Origin of the sequence: Rhodococcus sp. 5A-K4, assembly GCF_046097995.1 — a bacterium.
Lineage (GTDB): Bacteria > Actinomycetota > Actinomycetes > Mycobacteriales > Mycobacteriaceae > Rhodococcus_F > Rhodococcus_F erythropolis.
This window is the reverse complement of sequence record NZ_JBJURM010000025.1, coordinates 39,968-59,111: the sequence shown is the minus strand read 5'-3', so window position 1 is coordinate 59,111 and position 19,144 is coordinate 39,968. Positions and strand designations below refer to the sequence as shown.

16 protein-coding genes are annotated in these 19,144 nt (G+C 63.1%); 7 read left to right on the top strand and 9 right to left on the bottom strand.

What is annotated here, in order from left to right; translation table 11 throughout:
• Nucleotides 1–17: 17 nt before the first annotated feature.
• Nucleotides 18–1,469 carry a CCA tRNA nucleotidyltransferase gene (locus ACKAMS_RS26240; RefSeq protein WP_029256806.1) on the top strand — a complete coding sequence of 484 codons (1,452 nt, stop codon included), beginning with the start codon at nt 18–20 and terminating at the stop codon, nt 1,467–1,469.
• On the opposite strand, the gene ACKAMS_RS26235 is transcribed toward ACKAMS_RS26240, so the two are convergent.
• The 4 genes from ACKAMS_RS26235 to ACKAMS_RS26220 all read right to left on the bottom strand — a co-directional run bounded on the left by ACKAMS_RS26235 (nt 1,453) and on the right by ACKAMS_RS26220 (nt 5,679).
• A complete protein-coding gene (locus tag ACKAMS_RS26235) occupies nt 1,453–2,760 on the bottom strand; it encodes an MFS transporter (RefSeq protein ID WP_070384687.1) in 1,308 nt (435 codons plus the stop codon). The two genes, ACKAMS_RS26240 and ACKAMS_RS26235, sit on opposite strands and share 17 nt — an antisense overlap.
• Before the next feature lie 23 nt (nt 2,761–2,783).
• Nucleotides 2,784–4,421: an acyl-CoA dehydrogenase family protein gene (locus ACKAMS_RS26230; protein ID WP_047890103.1), complete on the bottom strand. Its 1,638-nt coding sequence runs from the start codon at nt 4,419–4,421 to the stop codon at nt 2,784–2,786.
• Nucleotides 4,405–5,028: a TetR/AcrR family transcriptional regulator gene (locus ACKAMS_RS26225; RefSeq protein ID WP_019746188.1), complete on the bottom strand. Its 624-nt coding sequence runs from the start codon at nt 5,026–5,028 to the stop codon at nt 4,405–4,407. The genes ACKAMS_RS26230 and ACKAMS_RS26225 overlap by 17 nt, the downstream gene beginning before the upstream one ends.
• A gap of 84 nt (nt 5,029–5,112) precedes the next feature.
• Nucleotides 5,113–5,679: a TetR/AcrR family transcriptional regulator gene (locus tag ACKAMS_RS26220; protein WP_042953486.1), complete on the bottom strand. Its 567-nt coding sequence runs from the start codon at nt 5,677–5,679 to the stop codon at nt 5,113–5,115.
• A gap of 161 nt (nt 5,680–5,840) precedes the next feature.
• Here ACKAMS_RS26220 and ACKAMS_RS26215 point away from each other — a divergent pair, with 161 nt between their 5' ends.
• Nucleotides 5,841–7,187: an MFS transporter gene (locus ACKAMS_RS26215; protein ID WP_408989796.1), complete on the top strand. Its 1,347-nt coding sequence runs from the start codon at nt 5,841–5,843 to the stop codon at nt 7,185–7,187.
• A 24-nt stretch (nt 7,188–7,211) separates the two neighbouring features.
• On the opposite strand, the gene ACKAMS_RS26210 is transcribed toward ACKAMS_RS26215, so the two are convergent.
• Complete coding sequence (locus ACKAMS_RS26210; protein WP_097386595.1) at nt 7,212–8,153, bottom strand: NAD-dependent epimerase/dehydratase family protein; 942 nt, start codon at nt 8,151–8,153, stop codon at nt 7,212–7,214.
• 134 nt (nt 8,154–8,287) lie between these two features.
• Between ACKAMS_RS26210 and ACKAMS_RS26205 the strand changes: the two genes are divergently transcribed.
• Both ACKAMS_RS26205 and ACKAMS_RS26200 read left to right on the top strand, forming a co-directional pair.
• Nucleotides 8,288–8,983 carry a TetR/AcrR family transcriptional regulator gene (locus tag ACKAMS_RS26205; RefSeq protein ID WP_042953485.1) on the top strand — a complete coding sequence of 232 codons (696 nt, stop codon included), beginning with the start codon at nt 8,288–8,290 and terminating at the stop codon, nt 8,981–8,983.
• Nucleotides 8,984–9,036: 53 nt separating this feature from the next.
• On the top strand, nt 9,037–9,642 hold the full coding sequence (locus ACKAMS_RS26200) for a YqgE/AlgH family protein (RefSeq protein ID WP_020909845.1): 606 nt from the start codon (nt 9,037–9,039) through the stop codon (nt 9,640–9,642).
• Between the two features lie 266 nt (nt 9,643–9,908).
• On the opposite strand, the gene ACKAMS_RS26195 is transcribed toward ACKAMS_RS26200, so the two are convergent.
• Nucleotides 9,909–10,889 carry a bile acid:sodium symporter family protein gene (locus ACKAMS_RS26195; RefSeq protein WP_003942582.1) on the bottom strand — a complete coding sequence of 327 codons (981 nt, stop codon included), beginning with the start codon at nt 10,887–10,889 and terminating at the stop codon, nt 9,909–9,911.
• 4 nt (nt 10,890–10,893) lie between these two features.
• Nucleotides 10,894–12,063 (bottom strand): MFS transporter, encoded by a 1,170-nt coding sequence (locus tag ACKAMS_RS26190; protein WP_408989795.1) that lies wholly within the window; start codon nt 12,061–12,063, stop codon nt 10,894–10,896.
• Nucleotides 12,064–12,225: 162 nt separating this feature from the next.
• Here ACKAMS_RS26190 and ACKAMS_RS26185 point away from each other — a divergent pair, with 162 nt between their 5' ends.
• The gene (locus ACKAMS_RS26185) at nt 12,226–12,921 is read left to right on the top strand and encodes a FadR/GntR family transcriptional regulator (RefSeq protein WP_020909842.1); all 696 of its coding nucleotides are present in this window, start codon (nt 12,226–12,228) and stop codon (nt 12,919–12,921) included.
• Here the strand turns inward: ACKAMS_RS26185 and ACKAMS_RS26180 are convergent.
• Together ACKAMS_RS26180 and ACKAMS_RS26175 are read right to left on the bottom strand one after the other, a co-directional pair.
• On the bottom strand, nt 12,890–13,849 hold the full coding sequence (locus ACKAMS_RS26180) for a DUF1648 domain-containing protein (protein ID WP_408989794.1): 960 nt from the start codon (nt 13,847–13,849) through the stop codon (nt 12,890–12,892). The two genes, ACKAMS_RS26185 and ACKAMS_RS26180, sit on opposite strands and share 32 nt — an antisense overlap.
• A 5-nt stretch (nt 13,850–13,854) precedes the next feature.
• The gene (locus ACKAMS_RS26175) at nt 13,855–14,349 is read right to left on the bottom strand and encodes an SdpI family protein (RefSeq protein WP_024487923.1); all 495 of its coding nucleotides are present in this window, start codon (nt 14,347–14,349) and stop codon (nt 13,855–13,857) included.
• Nucleotides 14,350–14,450: 101 nt separating this feature from the next.
• On the opposite strand from ACKAMS_RS26175, the gene leuS reads away from it, so the two are divergent.
• Both leuS and ACKAMS_RS26165 read left to right on the top strand, forming a co-directional pair.
• Nucleotides 14,451–17,297, top strand: a complete 2,847-nt coding sequence (leuS, locus tag ACKAMS_RS26170) for a leucine--tRNA ligase (protein ID WP_408989793.1) — start codon at nt 14,451–14,453, stop codon at nt 17,295–17,297.
• Between the two features lie 279 nt (nt 17,298–17,576).
• Nucleotides 17,577–19,082 carry an MFS transporter gene (locus tag ACKAMS_RS26165; protein ID WP_092765152.1) on the top strand — a complete coding sequence of 502 codons (1,506 nt, stop codon included), beginning with the start codon at nt 17,577–17,579 and terminating at the stop codon, nt 19,080–19,082.
• Nucleotides 19,083–19,144 lie beyond the last annotated feature (62 nt).

The following is a 19,144-nucleotide window of genomic DNA, read 5'->3' as shown; positions in this document are numbered from 1 at the left end:
AAGTAAGCTCCTTTCACGTGACTGTCCCTACCTCCGATGCTGATCGCCGCCTACGACTGCTTGCCGACGCCACTGCAACGCTCGGCACGTTGTCCGACGTGTTGAACCCGCTCGGTGAGCGTTTTGCCGAGGCCGGTCACGAGCTGTTCCTGGTGGGTGGCAGTGTTCGCGACGCGATCCTGGGCCGCTTCAGTGGCGATCTGGACTTCACGACGGACGCCAGGCCGGAGAAGGTTCAGGCTCTGCTCAAGGGCTGGGTGGACAAGCAGTGGGACACCGGCATCGAGTTCGGGACCATCAGCGCCATCAAGCACGGCCAGGAGATCGAGATCACGACCTTCCGGGCCGACGCTTACGACCGTGTCTCACGTAATCCGATAGTCGAGTACGGAACGACGTTGGCCGACGATCTGGTGCGCCGCGATTTCACCGTCAACGCGATGGCGATGAAGATCGGCGCGGACGGTTCCTACACGTTTGTCGATCCGCTGAACGGCATGGACGCCCTGCTGGCCGGGGAACTCGATACGCCGTCGGCGCCGGAGAACTCGTTCAACGACGATCCGCTGCGGATGCTGCGCGCAGCCAGGTTCGTCTCGCAGCTTGGTTTCACGTTGAACAATCGCGTTTTCGAGGCCATCAAGGAGATGGCGTCGCAGATCGAGCGGATCACCGCCGAGCGTGTGCAGGTGGAGCTGAACAAAATGATGCTGGGCATGTACCCGGTGGACGGCATCAACATGATGGTCGACTCCGGACTGGCTGCATACGTGCTGCCCGAGGTTCCGCAGATGAAGCTCGAGATCGACGAGCATCACCAACACAAGGACGTCTACCAGCACTCCCTCACCGTGCTCCAGCAGGCGATCGACCTCGAAGAAGGCGATCCCGATCTCGTATTGCGTTGGGCTGCACTGCTTCACGACATCGGCAAGCCGGACACCAAGCGCAACGAACCGGGCGGCGGCGTCAGCTTCCACCACCACGAGGTGGTTGGCGCCAAGCTGGTGCGCAAGCGCATGCGTGCCTTGAAATTCTCGAAGCAGATGGTCGACGACGTTTCGCAGCTCGTGTTCCTGCACTTGCGTTTTCACGGCTACGGCAAGGGGCAGTGGACCGACTCCGCGGTGCGGCGGTACGTCACCGACGCGGGCGAGCTGCTCCCCCGGCTGCACAAGCTCGTCCGGGCCGACTGCACCACGCGTAACAAGCGCCGCGCCGCGCAGTTGCAGGCCACATACGACGACATCGAAGAGCGGATTGCGCGCATCGCCGAGCAGGAAGACCTCGCTCGCGTGCGTCCGGACCTCGACGGCAACGCCATCATGGAACTGCTCGGCATCCCGGCCGGCCCGCAGGTGGGCAAGGCATGGACGTTCCTCAAGGAACTGCGTCTGGATCGCGGCCCGCTCGAACGTGACGAGGCCGAAGCCGAACTGCTGAAGTGGTGGGCTACCCAGCAGGGTTAGTTTCTCGTTTCTTGCGGTTGATCAGCACCGCTGACAATCCGGCGGCATAGACACCCGCGCCGGCAAGGGCCAGGCCGACGCTCTTGCCGTCGGGTGCGATCACCGTCGACGCTGCCGCGATCGCACCGATGAACGCGACGTTGAACACGGTGTCCTGCAAGGCGAATACCTGGCCACGACGGTCGTCGTCGATGTCGATCTGCATGGCCGCGTCGCCGCTGAGTTTCACGGACTGCCCGGCGATGCCGAGCAGGAAGGCGGCGATCAGCAGCGATCCCTGCGTCAGGGTGGTCACGAAGACGAGCTGGACGGCCACCGCGCACACCAGGGCGTACGTGATCGTCCGTGAGCGACCGATCCGCGGGATGAGGAACGGTGTGATCAGTGCCGCGATCAGCATTCCGATGGCCGTTGCGCCGACGGCGACGCCGAATCCGGCCATCCCTCCAGGTAATTGGGAGCCGTTCGAGGTGTCGCGTAGGACCAGCACCATGATGAGGGTGTTGATGCCGAAGCAGATGCGGTGCGCTCCGATCCCGATCATTGCCGTGGTGACGCCAGGCGCCTCCCAGACAGCGGTTGCCCCGGTGCGCAGTCCGGCCGTTACCGAACGGACGGCGCTGGCACGAATCACTTCGTCGGCCACTGGACCAAGTGAGCGGGCGGTGAACCTGGCCGCGGCGAGGGCTGCGATCACCGATCCCAGTGCTGCGATGGCCACGGCGGCGCCTGACGCTCGATCCCCCACGCCGATCACGCCGATGATCGCCACCGCTGCCGAAGCACCAAGAGCGGCTACCACCGAACCAGCCGTTGTGAGAACGGAATTGGTTGCCACCAGCCACGATTGTCGGACGACCTTCGGCAGGGCTGCGGATACGCCTGCCCCGACAAAGCGGCTGACCCCGATCGCAGCAAGCGCACACGTCAACAACAGAGTGTCACCGCCGCCGGCGACCAGCAGCACCGCGGTGGTCAGGATGAAGAGCCCGCGGAGCACGCTCGCCCACAGGAGCACCAGGCGGCGGTCCCAACGATCCAGCAGAGCGCCGGCAAAGGGGCCGATCACCGAATAGGGAAGGAGCAGTACGGCAAAGCCGGCCGCTATCGCCACCGGATCGGTTTCACGTTCCGGGTTGAAGAGGATTGCGCCGCCGAGCGCGGCCTGGAACATTCCGTCGCCGAACTGGCTGGAAAAGCGGACGAGCGCCAGCCTTCCCAGGCCGGGTGATTCACGCAGGGTGTGCAGTACGCGCTGCCAGGCCTCGCGGCGGTTCGAGGCTCGGTTCATAAGCGGAAACTGTAGTGGGTGGGTCAGGCGCCGATCTTGACGGTGGCCCGCTCGAGGATCGGCGCGATGTCGATCCCCCTCGGCAGGGTTCCGAACACGCTCCCCCAGCTATTTCCGAGCCGACTCGCGCAGAATGCGTCGGCCACCGCGGGGTGCCCGTAGCGGAGCAGCAGCGAGGCTTGCAGTGCGAGTGCCATGTCACCGACGATCTTTCGTGCCCGGTATTCGATGTCGTCGAAATCGCCGAATGCCACCTCGAGATCCCGCACGGTCTGATCGAAGCGGGCGTCCACGCCACTCGCTTGTTTCAGTTCGTCGAAGAACACCTGCAGTGTTTCGGGTTGCTTCGCCATCGCCCGCAGTGTGTCGAGCGCCGCGACGTTGCCCGACCCTTCCCACACCGAGAGCAGCGGAGCCTCGCGATAGAGGCGCGGCATCCGGGATTCCTCCACATATCCATTTCCGCCCAGACACTCGAGTGCCTCGGCAGCGTGGATCGGTCCGCGCTTGCAGACGAAGTACTTGCTCACGGCCAATGAAATGCGTCGTAGGGCGCTCGCGTGGGCATCGCCCGACGTTGCGCGGTCGGTCAGAGCGGCCAGCCACATCGCGACGGTAGTCGACGCTTCCGATTCCACCGCCAGATCTGCGAGAACATTGCGCATCAAAGGTTGGTCGATCAGGTTGGCGCCGAACGCACTTCGATGATTCGCATGGTGAACTGCCTGCAGCGTGCCGACGCGCATGCCGGTGGCCGTGCCGATCGTGCAGTCCAACCTGGTCATGTTGACCATCTCGATGATGGTGCGCACGCCCCGGCCTTCGTCGCCGACCATCCACGCGAGAGCGTCGCGGTACTCGACCTCGCTGCTCGCGTTGGAATGATTTCCCAACTTGTCCTTCAGGCGCTGCAGGTACATGTTGTTGAGCGAGCCGTCCGGCAGGACCCGAGGAAGGAAGAAGCACGACAGACCGCCCGGCGCCTGGGCGAGGACGAGGAACACGTCCGACATCGGTGCGGAGGTGAACCACTTGTGGCCTGTCAGGAGATAGCTGCCGTCGGATTGTGGCACTGCCCTTGTGGTTCCGGCACGCACGTCCGAACCGCCCTGTTTTTCCGTCATCGACATACCGGCGATCAATCCGGGTTTGGTGAGGGGAGCTTTCAGCGCCGAATCGTAGTGCCGGGTGGTCAGGAGGGGTTCGTACTGCGCCGCCAGGTCCGCGTTGTGCCGCAGCGCTGGGATCACGGCGTACGTCATGGAGATGGGGCAGCCGTGGCCGGCGTCGGTTTGACCCCACACGGCCATCTTCGCGGCGCGGACGAGGTGTGCGTGTGGATTCGGGTCAACCCAAGGAGCGCCGTGCAATCCCAATTCCACTGCGGTGCTCATGAGTTGGTGATAGGCGGGGTCGTAGCGGACCTCGTCGATGCGGTTGCCGTAGCGGTCGTGGGTTCTCAGGACAGGTGGGTGCTCCTCGGCCAGGTCGCCCCACTCCTGAGCTTGCGCGCTGCCGGCGCGGACCCCGACGCGATGAACCTCTTCGGCTGCGTCCGAAGCTCCCTCGCGGTGTAATGCCTCGAGGATCGGCGCGTATTCGGCTGCGTCGTAATCGATCAGGGGCGGTACCTGATTGGTGACTTCATGCGTGGGTGTCATCGAAACTCCCTAACGATCGAAGGGTGAAGGCGAGGATGGCATCGATCGCAGCGGGATCCGTGGTGCCGCCGCGCAGCGGAAGGATCAGGGCCTCGCCGATTGCCCCGACGATGCACGCTGCCGTCAGAGTGGCGTCCTGCGAAGGTATCTCACCGGTGTCGACTGCCGAGCGAATTGCGGTGGCCAGGCAATCGCGGAACGATTCGCGAAACATGAGTCGCTGTTCGTCGACGAGTGGATCCACCGGTTCCACCAGCAGTGCATAGGCGAGAACCGGTGCACGCATGGCACGTTCGGCGAAGGTGCGAACCGACGCCGATACCGCGGAGCGGTGGTTGCCTTCCAGACTTCGGGCATTGTCTCCGGCGTCGCGGGCCGCGGATACCTCACGGCTGCAGACAGATTGGAACACTTCGGCGAACAATTCACCCTTGCCGTCGAAATGTCGATACAGCGTCCCGGTGGCGACGCCGGCGTTCTTGGCCACCGCGGCGATGGAACACCCCGCATAACCGTGGGTTGCCACTGCCGTCGTGGCCGCGTCGAGCAGTCGGGCGCGTTGGGCGTCCAGTCTTTCCTGTACTGCCGGAGTGCGGCGATAGGCCATGTGAAGAAGTGAACACCCGTTCCGTTCTTGCGTCAAGAGCTGACTGGCGCAGAACGGCGACGCTACTGATACATCGTTGAGCTTTTACACGCAAACTCCGTGGGTGAGCATTTCGATCAGCCCGTCGGCCGCCTTTCGAAACGGTTCTTCGGATTGTGCAGCACGAGCGAGGACGTAAGCACCTTGCCGCACTGCGAGAATGGTGGCGGCGAGAGCTTCGATGTTCGCATCGGGACGGATTTCACCGTTGCTGCGCCCGTCTTCGAGTGTGGACGCAATGTTCTGTTGAATCCACACGAACATGGTCTGGATCGGTGCTCGCAACTCGTCGTTGGATGCGACCTCAGTGTCTTGGACCAATCTCCCGAGCCGACACCCTCGGAGGACGTGTTCGTCGATCGTGAGGAAGGCGGCGATCTTGTCGACGGTCGTCTTGCCGGAGCTGAGTCGCTCGTTGATTTGCGTTTGCAGTTCGCGCCCCATGAGATGTTCCGCGGCGACCGCCAGGTCCGCTTTCCCTTGGAAGTGGTGGTACATGCTGCCTTGCCCGACGTCAGCCATTTCCTGCACGGCGCGTGGGCTGGTTCCGGAGTAGCCACGTTCCCACAACAGTTCTTGCATGCTTGCGATCAGCCGTTCCGCGCTACCCATGAAGACATTGTACCTATGGGTATGTACAGTCTCTGTGAAAGCTGTTGTACTTGCAGGTACAGAAATTCCGGAGACGGGGGCCTCCTATGGGTACGAGCAACATCTCTGCTGACAGCTCGGTCGGTGACGCAGTCTCTGACGAAACGAAAAATACTGCACCAGTGAGTGATTCAAGAGTACAGGCATTGGCGCTGACTGCGGTTTGTCTTGGATTCTTCATGATCCTGTTGGACGGTAGCGCTCTCAACATCGCGTTACCGGCAATCGAACGCGACATCGGTGGCTCCATTGCCGCGTTGCAATGGTTGGTGAACATCTACACGATTCCTCTGGCCAGCCTGTTGCTCACAGCGGGAGTTCTGGCGGACCGAGTCGGTTCCCGCAGTGTCTTCCTGTGGTCGTTGGGCGGCTTCACGGCGGCTTCTCTGTTGTGCGCCATCAGCCCGAACCTGGGTGTGCTGGCGGCATTTCGTTGCCTGCAGGGTATCGCTGCTGCCGGGCTTCTTCCAACGACACTGGCGATCATTGCACGCACCTATCCGGATCCGATCGTGCGTGCCAAGGCAATCACGATTTGGGGAGCAACGGGCGGAATCGCATTGGTCGCAGGACCGATCGGAGGAGGCTTGCTCACCGAGTTCATCGGTTGGCGCTCGATCTTCTTCGTCAATGTTCCCATCGGCGTTCTAGCCCTCTGGCTGTGCTGGCGGCATGTCCGTGAAACCGCGACGCGCAATGCGGAATCCTATGACGTTCCCGGGCAGGTCCTCGGCATCGCCGGACTTGCCCTCCTGGTAGCCGGTTTGATCGAAGGCGGCTCCCGCGGGTGGGGTGATCCGTTGGCACTGGCGTTGCTACTTGGATGTGTGCCAGCGCTCGTCGGGTTCTTCGTCGTCGAGGGCCGGACCCGGCATCCGGTTCTGCCGCTGTCGATCTTCCGTAAGCCGGCGTTCTCTGCATCCATAGCGAACGGATTCGCCTTCCAATTCGGGGCCTACGGCATGCAATTCATGCTCGCGATATTCATCCAGTCCTACTGGGGCTCTTCAGCGCTGCGGACAGGACTGTTCTTTCTGCCGTTTGCGGTGTTGTGGACGTTCGGAACGCTGGTTCTCAATCGCGTGTGGGCAGGTCGCGGTATGTGCTGGCTCCTGACTGTCGGTGCTTCCACTGCTGCGATCGGCGCGCTCCTGTGCACCGCGATCGGGGACAGCGATACCTGGCCTGTGGTGATGGCGGGGACCGCCCTCGTCGGTCTCGGGTGTGGTGTGTTCGGCCCCAGCTGCAATGGAGCGGCCATGGCAGTGATCGACAAATCGTTCGCCGGACTTGCCTCGGGGGTACTGAATACCTCCCGTCAAACGGGCATGGCGATCGGCGTCGCGGCCCTGGGCATCGCTCTGAGTGCGTCGAACTCCGTTGGTGGGGCACGCATCGGGATGATCTTCGTCGCAGCGTGTTTCGTGGCCATCGTCGCTCTCAGTCGACGCTATCTCACGCAGATCTGAGTGCTGCCCGGCCCACCGCCAGATTCAGGCAGCAGCGGTGCGAGCCTGTTCCGCGCGCCACCACGCGACGGTCTCTTCGGCGGCCTGATCGAGCGGTGTCGGCGAGAGTCCGAGCAGCACTTCGCTGGCGCTCGAGTCCATGACAAACGGCTTGGTGAACTGGTAGTTCATTTCCGCGAGTTCGCGGCTGTCGGTGTTGATCTTGCCGACGGCGTCGAGCACCCAGGCGGGCAGGACACCCACCTTGGCGGGGGACGCCCCGGCGGCTCGAGCGAAGGCCTCGGCGATCTTGCGCTGAGTGAGCGCGGGGCCGGTGGGTGCGTGGATGACGGAGTTCCAGAGTTCGGGGTTGTGTGCTGCTGCGATCATCGCCGCCGCGAGATCGGGGATGTAGGTGAAGGAGTGCGGCTGGTCTGCGGAACCGATGACACGAATCTTCTTACCTGCCATGACCTTCGGAACCATGCGCTCGCCGGCGTGGGCGGTGCGGACGCGGGGGCCGAAGAAGTCCGAGGCCACGACGCTGACGGTGGGTGTTGCGGAGGCCTCGCGGGCACGCAGAAGCGCGGTGCGCACTCCGCGCTTGCCGCCGGTGGCGTTGCGTGGATCGGATTCGGTCATCAGGGTGTCGGAGTTGTAGGCGTAGAGGCTTTCGGGGAAGACCACGACGGCTCCGATGGATGCGGCTGCGTCGAGCACAACCTTCTCGGCCGCCGGGAGTTCCCGCTCCCAATCGGCTGCGTTGTAGGCGGCGTGGATGCAGTGGTAGATGGCCGTGGCGCCCTCGCTGACCGAGCGCAGGGCCTCGGAATCCGAGACGTCGACGCGTCGGCGGTCGATCAGCGGGTGCTCGGGCCCGCTGCCGGACCTGGTCAGGAGCCGGACGTTGATTCCCTGCTCGGCGAGCTGTAGCGCGACGGCGGATCCGACGGGTCCTGCTCCGGTGACGATTTCGAGGTTCGACATGGTGTGCTCCTTCTCGTTTCGGGTGAACTGAGAGCACTGCTCTCGTTTTCAAGAATGCACCCGCGCCTCAGCGCTGTCAAGAGCAGTGCTCTCTTTTGTTGATACTGCTCTCGGTCATGGGGCAAGATGGACTCATGGTTGGGACTCCCCGAGAGCGGGCGCGCGAACAGACGCTGCAGGACATCACCCGGATCGGGCGCGAGCATCTTGCTGCCGTCGGCGCCGCCGCGTTGTCCTTGAGGGCCGTCGCGCGTGATCTGGGAGTCGTGTCCTCAGCGGTGTACCGCTACGTCGCCAGTCGCGACGAACTGCTGACCTTGCTGGTGGTGGACGGGTACACGGAACTGGGCGCGGAAGTGGACTCCGCCGTGAATGCTGTTGCAGCAGAAGATTTTCGCGGACAGTTCATTGCTCTCGGACGTGCCGTCCGGAGTTGGGCGATCCGGGAGCCGGCTCGATACGGTCTGCTGTTCGGCAGCCCCGTCCCCGGTTACGACGCTCCGGGCGAGCAGACCACCGGCCCTGGCACCCTCGTCGTGACCCGGCTGATCGGGATCATCGACGCCGCCCATCGCGCGGGTGCACTCACGGTGCGAGAGGGCCCGGACCTGAGTGACACGCTGGCAACGGACCTCGAGGGAGTGCGGAAAGAACTGGGCACCGAACTGCCGCCGGATGCCGCGGTGCGCGCAACTCTCGTCTGGGTATCGCTGTTCGGTTCGGTGAACTTCGAGGTGTTCGGGCAGTACGGAAGCGATACCTTCACCGATGCGAGTGAGATTTTCGAGCGGCATCTGGCACTACTTGCCGATGTGGCGGGTCTGACCTGAACACGCCTGTGTCTCGTTCCCCCGCACGCAGTTGTCGGTGAGATGATGTCTTTGTGGCGCACGCAGAAGAACCCGAGGATCGAATGGCCTGGATAGAACCGGAGGTTCGTCCGGGCAGTTTGTTGGTGTCGTCGACCGATCTCACGGAACCCGCATTTCGCCGCACCGTCATCTACATGATCGAGCACAACGACGCCGGGAGCCTTGGTGTCATCGTCAATCGGCCGAGTGAGACGGCCGTGCAGAACGTGTTGCCGCAGTGGTCACCGCTGACCGCGCATCCTTCGGCCCTGTATATCGGTGGACCCGTCAAGCGTGACTCCGCGCTCTGCCTGGGGATCGCTCGCAACGGTGCACGAATCGACGGCGTCGCCGGCCTGCGGCGGGTGGACGGCAAAGTTGTCATGGTGGATCTGGACTCGGACCCGGAGGTCATCGCTCCTCTGGTCGAAGGGATCCGCATTTTTGCCGGTTACTCGGGTTGGACTCTGGGCCAGCTGGATTCGGAGCTCGAACGTGAAGACTGGATGGTGATCAGCTCACTGCCGTCCGATGTGCTGACGCCGCCCCGAGTCGATGTCTGGGCACGGGTGCTACGACGCCAACCGCTCCCCGTGGCAATGCTGGCCAGCCATCCCATCGAAGTGGAACGAAACTGATCTGTCGGAGGTCGATGATATTCCTGTGTCATCGTTTTCGAGAGAGGTGGCAGCAATGATCGCTGAGCGTCAGATCCAGTGCGCGGATTGTGTTTCGGATGTCGATCACTGCCACGATTCTTTGCTGCGACATGCGGACGGATCACTCGAGTGCACCGGCGTGAACTGCGTCGACCTGGCATCGAGTCGCCATGCGTTGTCCATCGATTGTGCTGAACTGCAGGGCGGTTGTGGCTGCGTCGACGCGACCCGAGGCGAGTTGCTCGCTAGCTGACGCTCACCGGATCCCGATTCGCGAAGCGTTGCGCCATCGCAGCACAGACGATCAGTTGGATCTGATGGAAGATCATCAGCGGCAACACGATCAGGCCGACGGGCTGGCCCGCGAACAGTACAGCCGCCATCGGTAGGCCTGTCGCCAAGGACTTCTTCGACCCGCAGAAGATGATGACGATCTGATCGGGAAGGTCGAACCCGAGCTTGCGCCCCGCGAGAGTGGTCACGCCGAGAACCAGCGCGAGGATCAGGCAGCACACGATTGTGAGGATCACGATCTGCCAGATCGTGATGGTGCTCCAGATCCCCTCTTTCATGCTCTCGCTGAAGGCGGCGAAGACAACGAGGAGGATCGATCCGCGATCGACGTACTTGGTGGGCTCGGCATACTTCTGCAGCCATCCGATCACCAGCGGGCGGATCAGCTGGCCCACGATGAACGGGATCAGCAGCTGCACGACGATGTCGAGGATCGACGAGAAGTCGACCGTCGCCTGGCCCGTTGTATTCATCAGCAGAACCACCAGCAACGGGGTGACGAAGACGCCGATCAGGTTGGAGAACGACGCACTGACAATCGCGCCGGCGACGTTTCCCTTGGCGATCGAAGTGAATGCGATCGACGACTGAACCGTCGACGGAACGAGGCACATGTAGAGGATGCCGGTGTAGAGCTCGTCGCTGATCAGGGTCGGCGACAGGAATCGCAGCGCAAGGCCGATGAGCGGGAAGAGCACAAACGTCGCGGCAAGGACGACAGTGTGCAGTCGCCAGTGCTTGACGCCCTTCCAGGCTTCCTGCGGCGAGAGCCGTGCACCGTAGAGCAGGAACAGGAAGCCGATGGCGATCTTGGTGGCCCAGTTCAGAATGCTCTCCGCGGTACCCGATACCGGGAACACACTTCCGAGCACGCCGGCGATGATGATGCCGAGGATGAACCCGTCGATGTAGAACCTACTGAGAAACTTCACCTGGCTAAGGATAACGGCGTGCGTCGACGGGCTCTCGAGCCCCACGAAGGTTGAAGCCCATCACGGCCAGGCACAGGAGCGTCCCGACAATCGACAGTTCGATGATGGCCGTCTGCATTCCCTGGATGGTGATGGCGATACCCGCGACGATCGACGGGATCGCCAGTCCCGCGTAGCTGACGGTGAAGAATGCCGCCAGGACTCCGCCGTGGCTCTCGCGGGCGTGGATTCGGGCGGCGGCGTTGACGCGTTTCATGCCGCCGGCAAACGCCAGACCGTGCCCGGCGCCGACCACCACGGTGATGACGCCCAGCAGCGCAAGGCTGGGGACGAGGTCGACCACGAGTAGGCCGATCATTCCTAGAGCGAGGATTCCCAGGCCGGCGGTGACGGACGTCCGCGGGTCCATACGACTCCCGCCGAGCTGCGCGATCACCGAGCAGATCATGACCAGTGCAGCGGCTCCGCCGCCGAGTAGGAGGTTGTCGATGTTCAGCAGGCTGGTCATCCACGACGGGACCACCGACTGGAAGAGCCCGACAGCGCCCCACGACAGCGCGACGGCGAGCGAGCTGAGCCAGAACGTCTCTCGAATGGTGGCGGGAACATGCGGCATCTGGAAGAACCGTTTCGGGCGTGTGATGTCCCCGATCCGCGGCAGCAGCAGCAACACGATCAGTGCCGGGATGAACGCGACGAGGAAGATCAGATACGGCAACCGCAGCGGTTGCGGAAGGTACTGGGCGATCGCACCGGACACGAGTGGTCCGAGTGCACCGCCCAACGCGCCCGTCACCGTCGATACGAGCGCTGCCCGTCGATGATCGAACTTCGGTTCCTGCTCCACCAACGCGGCGCTGCCCGCCGCACTGGCCGCGCCCACCGCGATTCCCTGAGCAACGCGTCCGACGAACAACCACACCGTCGCGTCGGCGAATGCCAGAACGAGTGTGCCGACGACGCTCAGCGCGAGTGCAGTCAGAAGCACGGTTCGTCGGCCGAGGGCGTCGGACAGCGGTCCGAAGAACAGCAATGCCGGAACGAGGCCGGCGACGTAGACGCCGTAGATGAGCGTCTGGATGGTTGGCGTGAATCCGAACTCGGTCCGGTACAGCCCGTAGATGGAGGTGGGCATGTTCGCGCCCAAGAGGATCACGGTGAGGACGTAGCCCACGCCGTAGAAGTGTCGATTGGTGCGGCGTGTGCGTTCTTCGGTGGCGACAGCTGTGGCGGACGTGGGAAGCCCCTCCTGATGACAGAGTTCGAAAATACATGGGTCGTCCTACGTATCGTAGGTGAGTGGAATGATCGTCGCGAATGCTGTGAGGATGAGTAGATGACCGTTGTTCGCAAGGAGTCCGCGTACGAGCAATCCCTCGATTGGATGCGCGCGCAGATCTCCGACGGCGCCTGGACCGTCGGGAACCGTGTTCCCACCGAGCCGGAACTGATGAGTGTTCTCGGCGTCGGCCGGAACACCGTGCGCGAAGCGATCAAGACACTGACCTCGACGGGAGTCCTGGAGATCCGTCGAGGATCAGGGACCTTCGTGCGCGCTCGGACCGACATCGGCGGACTGCTCGGCAAACACGCGTCCGTGGACGAGATGAAATACGTCTTCGAAGTGCGTCGTGCGCTCGAGATGGAAGCGGTCCGGTTGGCGTGTGAGCGTCGTAGCGACGACGACGTTCGGATACTTCGTGAGCTGGCCGCCAAGCGTGACGTGCCGGCCGAGAACTTCGTCGACGTCGATCTTGCGTTTCACATTGCCGTCGTCGATGCCGCTCACAATCCGGTTCTGACCGATCTGTTTGCCGGAATCCTCGAAACGGTCCGCGCCACCTACGAGGTGACCGAAGGCGTTCATCCGCCGTCGCTGACGTCTTCGCATCATCAGGGAGTTGCCGAAGCCATCGCCGAGCGCGATGTCACCAAAGCCAGGGCGGCGGCATGCGGGTATCTCGAGAAGACTCAGGAAGCGATCGGGTCAGGTTCGGCGGTTACCGAGTCCGGGCGTCGGCCAATCGGTTGAGGGACCCGGCGATGTCTTCGGCCTTCGGTGTCGTGATCGTGAGTCGGTCGCCACCGGCGAACGTGATGACCACCGCTGGCCCGGTGCGGGTGACAACGCCGTAGTTACGACGACCCTTGGTCTTGAGTCCCCAGCCGCCGAAGTCCGCGAACGGTTTGATCTCCGCGACGTCGGCTCCGACAACTTCGTCGATGCCGTAGGTCATCGCAGCCATCCCCATGTTGATCACCCGAATTTCCCGGTCGTCGACGATCACCCGGAAGCGAACCAGGCTGACGACGAGCAGTCCGAGTGCCCCGAAGATGAACAGCGGCCAGAGTGACCGCATCGCCAACGCCATGATGACTCCGGGCGCCAGAGTGATCGCAGTGAGGATCACCGAGCCTTTGGTGCTGAATCCGACGTCGTCGGAGATAGGTAGAGGGCAGCTGCTTCGCGGCAACCCGGCCGAGGGTTCGATCGTGGCAAGAGTGCGGACGCGGTAGTCACGCAGGAACGAGGCGCCGATCCACCCCAGCACCCCGCCGACTGCAAAGCCGACACCGATAGACCACAGCGGGAGTGACGTCGTGGACGGATCGGCGACATCGAGTTGGGTGTAGAGCAAAGCGAAGTTCACTGTCGTGATGAGCCCGACCACGCTCAGCCCGACAACCAACATGAAGCGACGCATCATCAACATCGCGGGAGCAAGAGCAGCAATCGCGCTGAGACCGCCACCGAAGAGCAGTGTCAAAAGTGCAATGGTCCATGCGTTGGCCGACGGGGTGGAGAAACCATCCGGCGAGGTGGTGGTCCAGTGAGTCGCGATCTGTTCCGGGAGGCGAGGCTCCCAAATTTTTGTCAGGACGAAGCCGAAGACCGCACACAACAGCGGAACCACTAGTCCGAATACGACCCCGGCCGGGTCGACCACGCGATGTTTCACGTGAATCAATGAGCCGGCTGGCAAGCATCCTTGAGCGCGCAGGCACCGCAGGAAGCGGTACCGCAAGCGGCAGCGTTCGCCTTGGCCTCGGGGGTCTCCGCCACCGGCTCGTCTGCGGCAGGCTCGGAGTGGCCGCCGCAGTTGCAGTCGTTACCGCATCCGCTCTGTTGTGGGAGTGCGGCGGCTGCGCGGGTGCCGATGCCTCCACCGAAACCGGCAGTGAGGACGGCGACGACGACGGCGATGATCGCGACCGCGACGCCGAAGACTCCGCCGATGGTCAGTGCTGCGACTCCGCCTATGACCAACATTCCAGCGGCCGCGAGCATGGTCGGACCGGCCACCTTGTTGGCGAGGGCGAACGACTCCTCGCTCCGCAGGGAATCCTCGGTGCGGACACCGGCCCAGCGGTTGCGCGGGAGTTTGCCGATCAGACCGGCGACACCAACTCCACCGACGGCGACAGCGAGCACGAATAGCACCACAGCGACAACGATCACCCATACAGGATAGGCGCGAGTGGAGTTGATGGTATGCCCGGGTCGCACAGGCTCTACCCTGGTTATCGGTATTTCCGTCAGCCAAGTAGATAGCGACCACAGTGACCGAGTCTCCGCAGTCCCCCGATTCACCAGCCGACGCAACTCCGCAGCACCGCTACACCGCGGAGCTCGCCGGCCAGATCGAGCAGCACTGGCAGGACCGCTGGAGTGAGGACGGCACGTTCAACGCGCCTAATCCGGTCGGTCCGCTCTCCTCGCCCGACGGTGTTCCCGCCGACAAGCTCTTCGTTCAGGACATGTTCCCGTACCCCTCGGGTTCGGGCCTGCACGTCGGTCACCCGCTCGGATACATCGCTACGGACGTCTTCGCACGCTTCCATCGCATGCAGGGGCGCAATGTCCTGCACACCCTCGGCTACGACGCGTTCGGTCTCCCGGCCGAGCAGTACGCCGTGCAGACGGGCACCCACCCGCGGACGACCACCGAGTCCAACATCGCCAACATGAAGCGCCAGCTGCGACGCCTGGGTCTGGGGCACGACGAGCGTCGTAGCCTCGCGACGACGGACGTCGACTTCTACCACTGGACGCAGTGGATCTTCCTGCAGATCCACGGCGCCTGGTACGACAAGGCTGCCGGCAAGGCCCGTCGTATCTCCGAGCTGGAAGCCGAGTTCGATTCCGGTGAGCGTGCTCTGGAAGACGGACGCGAGTGGGCGTCGCTGACAGTCGCCGAGAAGGCAAAGGTCGTCGACTCGTACCGCCTTGTCTACCAGTCGGATTCGATGGTCAACTGGTGCCCCGGTTTGGGCACCGTGCTGGCCAACGAGGAAGTCACCGCCGACGGTCGTAGTGACCGCGGAAACTTCCCCGTGTTCCGTAAGCACCTCCAGCAGTGGATGATGCGCATCACCGCGTACTCCGATCGCCTGGTCGACGATCTCGAGTACCTGGATTGGCCGGACAAGGTCAAGGCTATGCAGCGCAACTGGATCGGACGCTCCTATGGCGCCGAAGTTACCTTTGCCGCAGGCGAGTACGGCGTCGATGTGTTCACGACGCGCCCTGACACGCTGTTCGGCGCCACCTATGTGACGCTGGCTCCTGAGCACGACTTGGTGGACAAGCTCGTCGCGGACGAGTGGCCCGACGGTGTCGACGCACGCTGGACTGGCGGTGCCACGACGCCGGCGGAAGCTGTTGCTGCATACCGTAAGTCGATTGCCGCCAAGACCGACTTGGAGCGTCAGGAAAACAAGGAGAAGACGGGCGTCTTCCTCGGTTCCTACGCCGTCAATCCGGTCAACGGCCACAAGGTCCCGATCTTCATCGCCGACTACGTGCTGACGGGCTACGGCACCGGCGCGATCATGGCAGTTCCGGGACACGATCACCGTGACTGGGAGTTCGCGAACGCGTTCGGACTGGAAATTCTCGAAGTTATTGCCGGTGGCGATGTTTCGGAGGCTGCGTACTCCGGTGACGGCCCGCTGGTGAACTCCGACTACCTCGACGGTCTGGACGTGGCCGAGGCCAAGGCGACCGTCATCAGCCGCCTCGAGGAGAGCGGCCAGGGCAAGGGCACTATCCAGTACAAGCTGCGCGACTGGCTCTTCGCGCGTCAGCGTTACTGGGGCGAGCCTTTCCCGATCGTCTACGACGCGGACGGCAACGCTCACGCCCTGCCGGATTCGGCTCTGCCCGTTGTGCTTCCGGAGGTCGAGGACTACGCACCCGTGTCCTTCGATCCGGACGACGCCAACTCCGAGCCCTCTCCCCCGCTGAACAAGGCGACCGACTGGGTCAACGTCGAGCTCGATCTCGGCGACGGTCTGCAGACCTACCACCGCGACACCAACGTCATGCCGCAGTGGGCAGGTAGCTCGTGGTACCAGCTGCGCTACATCGATCCCACCAACCAGGACGCCTTCTGCGATCCGCAGAACGAGGCGTACTGGACGGGTCCGCGTCCGGAACTGCACGGCCCCAACGATCCCGGTGGAGTCGACCTGTACGTCGGCGGCGTCGAGCATGCGGTGCTGCACCTGCTGTACTCGCGCTTCTGGCACAAGGTTCTGTTCGACCTGGGCTACGTGTCCTCGAGCGAGCCGTACCGTCGCCTGTACAACCAGGGCTACATCCAGGCATTCGCGTACACCGATGCCCGCGGCGTCTACGTGCCGGCAGAAGAGGTCGTCGAGCGTGACGGCAAGTTCTTCTTCGAGGGCGCCGAGGTCAACCGCGAGTACGGCAAGATGGGCAAGAGCCTCAAGAATGCCGTTGCGCCGGACGAGATCTGCGCCGAGTTCGGTGCAGACACCTTGCGTGTGTACGAGATGTCGATGGGTCCGCTGGACACCTCGCGTCCGTGGGCGACCAAGGACGTCGTCGGTGCTGCTCGATTCCTGCAGCGAGTGTGGCGCGTCGTCATCGACGAGGAGACCGGCAAGCCCCGTGTCACCGACGAAGCGCCCGGTGAGGAAACGCTGCGTGCGCTCAACAAGGCGATTTCCGGTGTCATCGAGGATTACACCGCGCTGCGCGACAACACGGCCGCTGCGAAGCTGATCGAGTACAACAACCACCTCACCAAGGCCTTCCCGGGTGGCGCGCCCCGTGCTGCCGTCGAGCCGTTGGTGCTGATGCTCGCTCCCCTGGCGCCGCACCTCGCGGAAGAGCTGTGGTCACGTCTTGGCCACACGGAATCTCTTGCACACGGCCCCTTTCCCGCTGTCGAGGAGAAGTGGCTCGTCGAGGACACCGTCGAGTACCCGATCCAGGTCAACGGCAAGGTTCGTAGCCGCATCAGCGTCCCGGCGGATGCCGATCGCAAGGCTGTCGAGGAGATCGCCCTGGCCGACGAGAAGATCGTCGCTCTGCTCGAGGGCAAAGCACCGCGCAAGGTGATCGTTGTGCCGGGCAAGATGGTGAACATAGTTCTGTAGGCGCTTCGCGCACGTGCGCCGTTTTGGTAGTTACCGCTACCGAAACGGCGCACAGTCGTATGTCGGGCTGTATCCGGGGTGCCAATCAGTCGTTGTCCTGATTGTCCCGCTCCGCGGAACATTCTGTAGCGCGCGTTCGACGCGAGGGCTGTGATGCAGGTAACACGTTGCCGAGAACGGTAGCTGTCGTTCCACTGCACTTCCCCGCAAGGCCCCGGCCGACGGTATTCGGCAGGGGGTCAATCGAATTCGCAGGTGTCCCGAAAGGATTCTTCAGCCATGGCGTCTCATGTCCACAGCGACGGTTCGTCTCCCAGTCTGCCCGAATCGACGTCGATACCGGAGCGGTGGACTCCCCGACTGGTGTTCTCGCTGGCGTCGATCGTTCTTCTTCTCGAAATGCTCGCGGTGAGCTACATGATGATTTCCACGGCGCTGCCCGCCATCTCGGTGCATTATCAAACAACGCAGGGCGCTTGGCTGCTCACGTCGTTCCTGCTGCTGGGGGCGGTCGCGTCTCCGCTGCTCGGCAAGCTCGCAGATATGTACGGCAAACGAAAAGTCCTGCTCTTTGCGGTCGCCGGCGCAGCGGTCGGTTCCTTCATTTCGGCGATTGCGCCGAGCTATGCAGTCTTGATTCTGGGCCGGTCCCTGACTGGTCTGCTCGTTCCCTGCCTCTTCCTGAGCTACTCCCTCATTCGAGATGTCTTTCCGCCGAAAACCGTTGCGCTGGCTGTCAGTATTGCAACCTCCGGCATGGGCCTGATCGCTATTCCGGCGCCGTTCCTCACCGGTTGGTTGATCGACAACCACGGGTTCCGGAGCATCTTCTGGTTCTTCGTCATCGGTTTGGTTTTGCTCGGCGGCATGATCTTCGCTTCGACGGCGGAATCAGCTGTACGACTGCGTTCTTCGCTGGACCTGATCGGTGCGGTACTACTCGGATCGGGCATCGCCGGAATTCTGATCGGCGTCAGCTTCGGACCGACCTGGGGCTGGAAGAACGGTTCGACGCTGGCCTATCTGATCGGTGGCGTCGCACTGCTGGCGGCGTGGGTTGCCTCTGCCCGAGCCATCCGTGAGCCCTTGATCGACCTGCGCTACTTCGGCAAGCGTTCGGTGATGCTCACCGCCGTCGGTGCCGGGTTCTGCTACGGCGCGTCGGGAGTCTTCACGATTTTGCTGCCGATGATGGTGATGACGCCAGCAGTTCTCGGCCTGGGATACGGATTCGGCGTCACGGCAGAAGGATTCGCGATCTTCCAGGCGCCCCTTGGCGGCATGGTGGTGGTCGGCGGCTTGATCGTGGGCTTCCTGGTCGGCCGCAACATTCGACCCCGCATGCTGATGATCATCGGAATGATCCTCATGGCAGTCGGATTCACCTTGACGGCCACCATTCACGACAACAAGCCGCTGCTCATCATCTTTGCCGGAATCTTCGGTGTCGGTATGGGTATGGGTTACGCCTCCATTCCGAACCTGCTCATCGAGGCAGTGCCGCCGCAGTTGCAGGCAACCACGGCGAGCATGGTTGCGGTCTTCCAGAGCATCTTCCCCGCAGTGCTTCCCGTCATCGCCTTCACGGTCTTGAACTCGCACATCGCGATGGCGATGGAGGGCGCTGTGTTCTACACCGACGAGGGCATGCGTATCGCGTTCCTGATCGGTGCTGCTGCAGCAGTTCTCGGTGCGATCGCAGCCGTGTTCCTGCCGCGAAACATCGTCCAGATCGGCGCAGAAGACGGCGCGGCGCAGGAGACGTCCCTCCTACCGGCTCACTGATCACGCGATGATGTGCGGCTACGGGCCAACGCCCGTAGCCGCACATCTCCGTGGTGGCACGT

What these genes read in the sequence shown, in the direction of transcription:
- ACKAMS_RS26235 (WP_070384687.1), bottom strand. Translation starts at nt 2,760, where the DNA reads ATGAACCGAGCCTCGAACCGCCGCGAGGCCTGGCAGCGCGTACTGCAC.
- ACKAMS_RS26230 (WP_047890103.1), bottom strand. Translation starts at nt 4,421, where the DNA reads ATGACACCCACGCATGAAGTCACCAATCAGGTACCGCCCCTGATCGAT.
- ACKAMS_RS26225 (WP_019746188.1), bottom strand. Translation starts at nt 5,028, where the DNA reads ATGGCCTATCGCCGCACTCCGGCAGTACAGGAAAGACTGGACGCCCAA.
- ACKAMS_RS26220 (WP_042953486.1), bottom strand. Translation starts at nt 5,679, where the DNA reads ATGGGTAGCGCGGAACGGCTGATCGCAAGCATGCAAGAACTGTTGTGG.
- ACKAMS_RS26210 (WP_097386595.1), bottom strand. Translation starts at nt 8,153, where the DNA reads ATGTCGAACCTCGAAATCGTCACCGGAGCAGGACCCGTCGGATCCGCC.
- ACKAMS_RS26205 (WP_042953485.1), top strand. Translation starts at nt 8,288, where the DNA reads ATGGTTGGGACTCCCCGAGAGCGGGCGCGCGAACAGACGCTGCAGGAC.
- ACKAMS_RS26185 (WP_020909842.1), top strand. Translation starts at nt 12,226, where the DNA reads ATGACCGTTGTTCGCAAGGAGTCCGCGTACGAGCAATCCCTCGATTGG.
- ACKAMS_RS26165 (WP_092765152.1), top strand. Translation starts at nt 17,577, where the DNA reads ATGGCGTCTCATGTCCACAGCGACGGTTCGTCTCCCAGTCTGCCCGAA.